We start from the raw sequence: 8,289 nt of genomic DNA, 5'->3' as shown, positions 1-8,289 counted from the left end.
GTCTTCGTCCCGCCCGCCTTCACCAAGGACGCCTGCATCGAGGCGATCGACGCCGGCATCGGCCTGCTCGTCGTCATCACCGAGGGCATCCCCGCGCAGGACGCGGCGGAGTTCTGGGCGCTCGCGAAGTCGAAGGGCGGGGCCACCCGCATCATCGGCCCGAACTGCCCCGGCATCATCACGCCGGGCGAGGCGCTCGTCGGCATCACCCCGGCGACGATCTCCGGCACCGGCCCGGTGGGTCTGGTCTCGAAGTCGGGCACGCTGACCTACCAGATGATGTTCGAGCTGCGGGACTTCGGCTTCTCGACCGCCATCGGCATCGGCGGCGACCCGATCGTCGGCACCACCCACATCGATGCGCTCGCGGCCTTCGAGGCAGACCCCGAGACCAAGGCCATCGTCATGATCGGCGAGATCGGCGGCGATGCTGAAGAGCGCGCGGCCGACTTCATCAAGGCGAACGTGACCAAGCCCGTCGTCGGCTATGTCGCGGGCTTCACCGCGCCAGAGGGCAAGACCATGGGCCACGCTGGCGCCATCGTCTCCGGCTCCGCCGGCACCGCCCAGGCGAAGAAGGAGGCCCTCGAGGCCGCCGGCGTCAAGGTCGGCAAGACGCCGAGTGAGACCGCGGCGCTCATGCGCGAGGTTCTCGCTTCGCTGTAGCGGCATCCGTTTCGATCGAAGGGCCGGCCTCGTGCCGGCCCTTCGTCGTTGGCCGCCCCTGTGTCATCTAGGGTGATGGTGAGGGCGCTCGTCCCTCGGATGAGGGGTTCTCGATGTCTGCACTCTCCACCCGCACGCGAGTCGCGACCGCAGCGGCCATGTCCGCCGTGCTCGCCGTCTCGCTTGCCGGCTGCTTCCTGCTTCCCGACCGGCCGGGCACCGCGACCCCGTCGGCCCCTCCCGTCGTCGACGGCCCCTTCAGCGACTACTTCTCGCAGCAGCTCGAGTGGGACGACTGCGGCGACGGCGTGCAGTGCGCTGACATGTCGGTGCCGATCGACTGGAACGACGAGTCGAGCGACTCGGCGACCATCGCGCTCGCCAAGCTCGAGGCCGACAAGCCGAAGGGCACGATCTTCGTCAACCCGGGCGGCCCGGGCGGATCGGGTGTCGACTTCGTCGGCTACGCGGTCTCTGCGGATCTTGCCGAGAGCTTCGACGTGATCGGCTGGGACCCACGCGGTGTCGGCGCGTCCACCCCCGTTGAGTGCTTCACCGACGACGAGGACAAAGACGAGGCGCTCTACGGCACGTTCGACGACCCATACTTCACCGAGGGCTGGATCGACGAGCTCGAGGCGGAGACAGCGGACTACGCCGCCGCGTGCGAGAAGAACACCGGCCCGTTGCTCGGCAAGCTCGACACCGTGAGCACGGCCCACGACCTCGAGCTCATGCGCGCACTGGTCAACGGCGAGGCCCCCCTCGACTATCTCGGCTACTCCTACGGCACCTTCATCGGCGCCACCTACGCAGAGCTCTTCCCTGACCACGTCGGCCGGTTCGTGCTCGACGGCGCCGTCGACCCGCTGCTCAACGCGTTCGACACCCTGCTCGTGCAGATGGAGGGATTCGAGAACGGCTTCCGCGCCTACATGCAGGAGTGCCCCGACGGCAACGACGGCACACCGTGCCCGTTCACCGGCACGCTGGAGTCCAAGCTCGCCCAAGCCGACCAGCTGATCTCGACGGTCGACGATCTCGGGCTCGAATCGCAGGATGGACGCCAGCTCGATTCCGCGACGGTCGGCACCGGCATCGCCATGGCCCTCTACTCTGCGGACTCGTGGCCGTACCTCACCGACCTGTTCACCGGACTGACCGACGGGAGTGCAGAGGGCGCCTTCCTGCTCGCCGACGCATACAACGACCGCAGTAACAACGGCAGCTACGGCAGCAACTCGAACGACGCGTATGTGACGACGACCTGCGTCGACAACGACTTCGCCGCCGACAGCGCCTCGACGATCAGCAGGCTGGACGAGATCGAGGCGGCGGCCCCGACCATCGGCCGCTACATCGCCCTCGACGACTTCGCGGTGCTCGATGTCGCCTGCAGTGACTGGCCGTACCCACCGGCCGACGCGCCGGAGTCGTACGACGCGGAGGGCGCCGCGCCGATCCTCGTGATCGGCACCAGCAACGACCCGGCGACACCGTACGCCTGGGCGGTGTCGCTCGCCGACCAGCTCGAGAGCGGCGTGCTCATCAGCGTCGAGGGCGAGGGCCACACGGCGTACAACGGCTCGAACCGCTGCGTGAACACCGTGGTCGACGAGTTCTTCCTCTACGGCACGGTGCCAGAGGACGACCCGGAGTGCTGAGCCAGTAGAGAGTCTGCGAGGGCGGGCGGTCACGGGCAGGTACGCTCTGCTCGATGAACCGCTCGCTCACCGCCCTCTTCTCTGCCCTTGAGGCGGTGCTCGTGGTCGGTGTCGGCATCGGCATCCCTCTCGTTCCGCTCACGGTCGTGTGGGCGGCCCAGTACGGGTTCGCCATCGACCTCGCGGTGTTCTGGCGGGCGTCGGTCGACACGTGGCTGCTCGGCCACGGCGTCGATGTGCGCGTGACGCTCGACAGCATCCTTGCCGCCGACCTCGGGGTCGCGCCGGCCGACTCGAGCTTTCTCGTGAGCATCGCCCCGCTCGGCTTCGCGCTGCTGACACTCCTCCTGGCGATTCGCGCTGGCCGCCGCGTCGGTGAGACCCGCTATCGCGGACTCGGCGGGCTCTCGAGTCTCGCCGCGTTCGGCATCCTGTCGACAGCGCTCACGCTCAGCGCCGTCTTCCCGCTCGCGCGCCCCTCGATCTCGCAGGGCATTCTGCTGCCGACCATGGTGTTCGCCCTCGGTCTCGGCATCGGGCTGCTGCAGACGAGACGAGCGGCGGATGACGACACCGGCAGCTCCATCCGCGACTGGATCGATGACTGGTCGCCTTCCATTCGCCTCGCCGCCGCGACCGCCCTCCGGGCCGGTGCGGCGTCTGTCGCGGCTGTCATCGCCGTCAGCGCGGTGCTCGTCGCCGGCCTCCTCGCGGTCAACTACGCCACCGTCATCTCGCTCTACGAGAGCCTGCACTCCGGCGTGGTCGGCGGCATCGCCGTCACCCTCGGCCAGCTCGCCTTCCTGCCCAACGTGGTGCTGTTCGCGGCGAGCTGGCTGGTTGGCCCCGGCTTCGCCATCGGGGCTGGCTCGAGCGTGAGCCCGCTCGCGACCCAGCTCGGGCCGGTGCCGGCGGTGCCGTTCCTCGGTGCGCTGCCGACGGGCGACCTCGCCTTCGGCTTCGTCGGCATCCTCGTGCCGGTGGCCGCCGGGTTCCTCGTTGCGGCTGTGCTGCGCCGTCGTCTCGTCGACGAGCTCGACGTCGACCGGCCGCAGCTGTGGCTCGCGGCAATCGGCCTGGCATCGGGGGTCGTCGCCGGTGTGCTGCTCGGAGTTCTCTCGTGGGCGGCCGGGGGAGCCGCTGGTCCCGGCCGCCTTGCCGAGGTGGGGGCCGACCCTCTCGCCGTCGGGGTGTTCGCGGCCATCGAGATCGGGGCATCCGGTGTCGTTGCGTTTCTCGTCGCCCGTAGCCGCACCGAGGTCGCGCGGTAGGCTTTCACGGTGCTATCGCTCGTCGTACTCATCTCTGGCGGCGGCTCCAACCTCCGCGCCCTGCTCGAGGCGTCTGAGGACGCCGAGTTTCCCGCGCGGGTGGTCGCCGTCGGTGCAGACCGCGATGCCGACGGCCTCGCCCACGCAGAGGAGTTCGGCATCCCGACGTTCTCCGTCGCCCTGTCGAGCTTCGACTCCCGCGAGGAGTGGGGCGACGCCCTGCTCGAGCAGATCCAGGTGTGGCAGCCTGATCTCGTCGTGCTCAGCGGCTTCATGAAGCTGCTGCCGCCGCGGGTCGTCGCTGCGCTCTCGCCCGCGCTCATCAACACGCACCCCGCCTACCTGCCGGAGTTCCCCGGCGCCCACGGCGTGCGCGACGCGATCGCCGCGGGAGTCACCGAGACCGGCGCGAGCGTCATCGTCGTCGACAACGGGGTCGACAGCGGGCCGATCATCTCTCAGCAGCGCGTGCCGGTTCTGCCCGGTGACACCGAGGCAGAGCTGCACGAGCGCATCAAGCACGTCGAGCGGGAGCTGCTCGTGCAGGCAGTTCTCGACATCGCCAACGGACACGTCAACCTGAAGGAGCTCCCGACCGCATGAGCGGACCAACCCACGATCCAGCCCTGTACCGCCCCCGCGATGTCATCGCGATCCGCCGCGCCCTCGTCTCGGTGAGCGACAAGACCGGGCTGGTCGAGCTCGCGCAGGCACTCGCCGCCGCGGGCGTCGAGATCGTCTCGACGGGTGGCTCGTTCGCGGCGATCGCTGCCGCGGGCATCCCGGTGACGCAGGTCGGCGATGTCACGGGCTACCCAGAGTCGCTCGACGGGCGCGTGCGCACCCTGCACCCCGTGATCCACTCCGGGCTGCTGGCCGACCTTCGCCTCGAATCGCACGAGGCAGAGCTGGCGAGCCAGGGCATCCGGCCGTTCGAGCTCGTGGTCTCCAACCTCTACCCCTTCGTCGAGACGATCGCGGCCGGCATCACCGGCGACGCGGCGATCGAGCAGATCGACATCGGCGGCCCGGCCATGGTGCGCGCCTCTGCCAAGAACCACGCCAATGTCGCGATCATCACCTCGCCGTCGGCCTACCCGCAGATCGTCAAGGCTCTCGAGCTCGGCGGCACGACGCTCAAGCAGCGCCAGCGCTTCGCGACCGACGCCTTCGCCCACACCGCTGCCTACGACGCCGCGGTTGCGGCGTGGTTCGCCGCTGAGGTGGCGCGACCCTCTCTGGCCGCAGAGCACGACGAGACCGTCGACACGATCCACATCGACGCCGACCTCAAGCAGGCGCTGCGCTACGGCGAGAACTCGCACCAGTCGGCCGCACTCTACGTCGAGGCCGGCGGTCACGGCATCGCCCAGGCGACGCAACTGCACGGCAAGGAGATGTCGTACAACAACTTCGTGGATGCCGATGCCGCCGTGCGCGCCGCCTACGACTTCGACGAGCCAGCCGTTGCGATCATCAAGCACGCCAACCCCTGCGGCATCGCCGTCGCGCGCGGAGCCGGTGACCCCGTCGCCGCCGCGCATGCCCGCGCCCACGCGTGCGACCCGGTCTCCGCCTACGGCGGAGTCATCGCCTCCAACCGCCCGATCACGGCCGAGGCCGCCGAGTCGATCAAGGACATCTTCACCGAGGTCGTCGTCGCCCCCGGGTTCGAGCCGGAGGCGCGCGCGATCCTCGAGGCGAAGAAGAACCTCCGCCTGCTCGAGCTGCCCGCGGGCTTCGCGCGCCCGACGACCGAGATCAAGCAGATCTCCGGCGGCTACCTCGCCCAGTCGGTCGACAACTACGACTCCTTCTCCAGCGAGGGGTGGACCCTCGTCTCTGGGGAGCCCGCGGACGACGCGACGATGGCAGACCTCGAGTTCGCCTGGCGTGCGGTGCGCTCTGTGAAGTCCAACGGCATCCTGCTCGCCTCCGACGGCGCATCGGTCGGCGTCGGAATGGGCCAGGTCAACCGGGTCGACTCGTGCCACCTCGCCGTCTCGCGGGCCGGCGAGAGGGCCGCGGGATCCGTGGCCGCCAGCGACGCCTTCTTCCCCTTCGACGACGGACCCAAGATCCTCATCGAGGCGGGCGTCACGGCGATCGTGCAGCCCGGCGGCTCCATTCGCGACGAGGATGTCATCGCGGCAGCGAAGGCTGCCAACGTGACGATGTACTTCACGGGCGAGCGGCACTTCTTCCACTAGCGCTGCAATACGCTCGAACCATGATCGAACGTGCCCCGCAGCTGCCCATCGTGAAGCGCATCGCCGCATCCATCCTCACCGCGGCTGCGGTGGCGGCTGTCGTACACGCGGTCACCGTCCTGGTGTTCTTCGTGTCGGGTCAGGCGGCTGCCGGCACACTCGGGCAGTTCAATGCGCTCTTCCTTCCCGCGAGCCTCCTTGCCCTCGTGTTCTTCGCGGTGTTCGCCTACTTCGGCATCTTCCAGCACTGGTTCTTCGCGCTCCCGGCCGGTCTCGTGTCCGGCATCCTCGCCGCGCTGCTCGGCACCGTCATCTATGCCGCGACCCATGGCGTTCGCGTCGATGCCAGCGTCATGCCGGCGATCGTCGAGACGCTGGGTGGCGCCAATCTCATCTTCATCGTCGTGGCAACCGTCGCCGCGGCAACCGCTGGATGTGCCGTGTGGCTCAAGGTCTCGCGGTCCGCGCTGCTCGGCACCACCGGGCCTGGCCGTCGTATCGCCCTCGTGCGCCTGCCCGCCGCCAACCTCGATGAGGGCCAGGTGACCCACATCGAGCGCCGGGCGATCAACGCGGAGCTCGCCGACGATCAATGGGACGCCTACCTCGAGGTCTTCACCGACAACGGCTGGACCATCGTCGAGGTCGCACCGGAGCCGCAGCTCGCCGACTCGGTGTTCGTCGAGGACACCATGGTCGTGCTCGGCCGCACAGCCGTGATCGGCAACCCTGGCTCGGAGTCGCGCCTGCCAGAGATCGCCGGCGCCCTCGACGCCGCGAAAGACCTCGGGCTGCGAATCGAGCGCATCGACGCGCCGGGCACCCTCGACGGCGGCGACGTGCTGAAGGTGGGGAGCACCGTCTACGTCGGGCGCGGCGGGCGCACGAACGCCGACGGCATCCGGCAGCTGCGGGCGATCGCCTCGCGTCTCGGCTACACCGTGGTCGCCGTTCCCGTGACGAAGGTGCTGCACCTCAAGAGCGCGGTGACGGCGCTGCCCGACGGAACCGTGATCGGCTACCCGCCGCTCGTCGACGACACGAGCATGTTCGAGCGCTTCCTGCCCGTGCCAGAGGAGTCGGGCGCCCACGTCGTCATCCTCTCTGACGACACGGTGCTCATGGCCGCCTCGGCCCCGCGCAGCGCAGAGCTCATCAGCGAGCTCGGCTACCGCGTCGTCACCGTCGACATCAGCGAGTACGAGAAGCTCGAAGGATGCGTCACCTGCCTCTCCGTTCGCGTGCGCTGACCGCGCCAGGGCGAAAATAAAGCTTGCCTCAATCCCCTCACTGGTCCTAGTCTGGAAGGCTTTCGACTCAGAGGAGGAACCCATGAAGACAGTTGCCACGGCGACCCATGCCGATGTTCGCGCTGCCACTTCGGCCTCCCCGGTGTCAGTACTCGGGCGTTAACTCGCTACTGCACCGTTTCTCCCCGGCGTAGATCCCGAATCCGCCGCTAGACACACACCCGCACCACCAATACGGCTTCGGCCGCTCTCAGGACACATCTATGACGTCATCGACTTCCCGCCCCGGCACCGCGCGCTCTCTCGCGCGACTGCTTCCTTTCGTCGGCGAGGCGCTGCCACGGCTCATCGCCGGCACCGTCGCCTCGCTGCTCTCGAACATCGTCGCTCTCACGATTCCGCAGGTGCTGCGGGCAATCGTCGACGGCCCGATCCAGTCGAAAGACCAGACGGCGCTCTTCTGGGCCGTCGGGCTCGTGCTGCTGCTCGGAGTGAGCGAGGCAGCGCTGTTCCGCATGCGCCGCATCTTCGCCCTCGTGCCGACGACCCGCATCGAGGCGCGCATGCGCAACGCGCTCTACCGCACGCTGCAAGACCTCCCGGTCTCGTTCCACGACCGGTGGGCGAGCGGGCAGCTGCTGTCGCGGTCGATGACCGACCTCGGGCTGATCCGTCGCTGGCTTGCCTTCGGCATCATCCTGCTCACGGTCAACGTCACGACGATCGTCATCGGCTTCGTGTACCTCCTCTCGATCTCGTGGGTGCTCGGCGTCATCTTCGTCGTGTGCTCGACGCCGCTGTGGATCTTCAGCTACCTCTTCGAGGCCAAGTACTCCTCGATCGCGCGGCTGAGCCAAGACCAGTCCGGCGACCTCGCGACGGCCGTCGAGGAGTCGGTGCACGGCATCCGGGTACTCAAGGCATTCGGCCGCGCCCGGTACTCGCTCGACAAGTTCGCCGAGCGGGCAGAGGAGCTGCGCCGTACCGAGATCGCGAAGGCGCGGGCGATCGGCGGCATCTGGCTGTGGATCATCGTCGTGCCCGACGTGACCTTCGCGATCGCCCTGTTCTCCGGTGTCGTGCTCGCCGTCAACGACCAGCTCTCTGTCGGAGCTCTTGTCGCGTTCTTCGCGACCGCGATGGTGCTGCGCTTCCCCGTCGACTCGATCGGGTTCCTGCTGTCTATGACCTTCGACGCGCGCACGGCGACCGACCGCTTCTTCGAGGT

The 8,289-nt window shown here is 68.7% G+C and carries 7 protein-coding genes; all 7 read left to right on the top strand.

What is annotated here, in order from left to right; translation table 11 throughout:
* Positions 1 to 666: succinate--CoA ligase subunit alpha (sucD, locus tag AC14A7_RS02455; RefSeq protein WP_484006298.1), on the top strand; the 666-nt coding region annotated here is incomplete at its 5' end.
* Between the two features lie 113 nt (positions 667 to 779).
* Entirely contained in the window at positions 780 to 2,330 is a 1,551-nt protein-coding gene (locus AC14A7_RS02450; RefSeq protein WP_484006297.1) for an alpha/beta hydrolase, read from the top strand.
* 53 nt (positions 2,331 to 2,383) lie between these two features.
* Complete coding sequence (locus AC14A7_RS02445; protein WP_484006296.1) at positions 2,384 to 3,601, top strand: cell division protein PerM; 1,218 nt, start codon at positions 2,384 to 2,386, stop codon at positions 3,599 to 3,601.
* Positions 3,602 to 3,610: 9 nt separating this feature from the next.
* Positions 3,611 to 4,204, top strand: a complete 594-nt coding sequence (purN, locus tag AC14A7_RS02440; RefSeq protein WP_484006295.1) for a phosphoribosylglycinamide formyltransferase — start codon at positions 3,611 to 3,613, stop codon at positions 4,202 to 4,204.
* Positions 4,201 to 5,811, top strand: coding sequence for a bifunctional phosphoribosylaminoimidazolecarboxamide formyltransferase/IMP cyclohydrolase (purH, locus tag AC14A7_RS02435; RefSeq protein WP_484006294.1), 1,611 nt, complete (start codon positions 4,201 to 4,203; stop codon positions 5,809 to 5,811). Before purN ends, purH begins: the two co-directional genes overlap by 4 nt.
* Before the next feature lie 20 nt (positions 5,812 to 5,831).
* Positions 5,832 to 7,061: a dimethylargininase gene (gene ddaH, locus AC14A7_RS02430; RefSeq protein ID WP_484006293.1), complete on the top strand. Its 1,230-nt coding sequence runs from the start codon at positions 5,832 to 5,834 to the stop codon at positions 7,059 to 7,061.
* A 263-nt stretch (positions 7,062 to 7,324) separates the two neighbouring features.
* The coding region (locus AC14A7_RS02425; RefSeq protein ID WP_484006292.1) for an ABC transporter transmembrane domain-containing protein at positions 7,325 to 8,289 on the top strand (965 nt) is incomplete at its 3' end.

The sequence above is a fragment of the Conyzicola sp. genome (assembly GCF_057073975.1).
The sequence above is the reverse complement of the archived record's forward strand: the minus strand, read 5'-3'. Positions and strand labels throughout refer to the sequence as shown.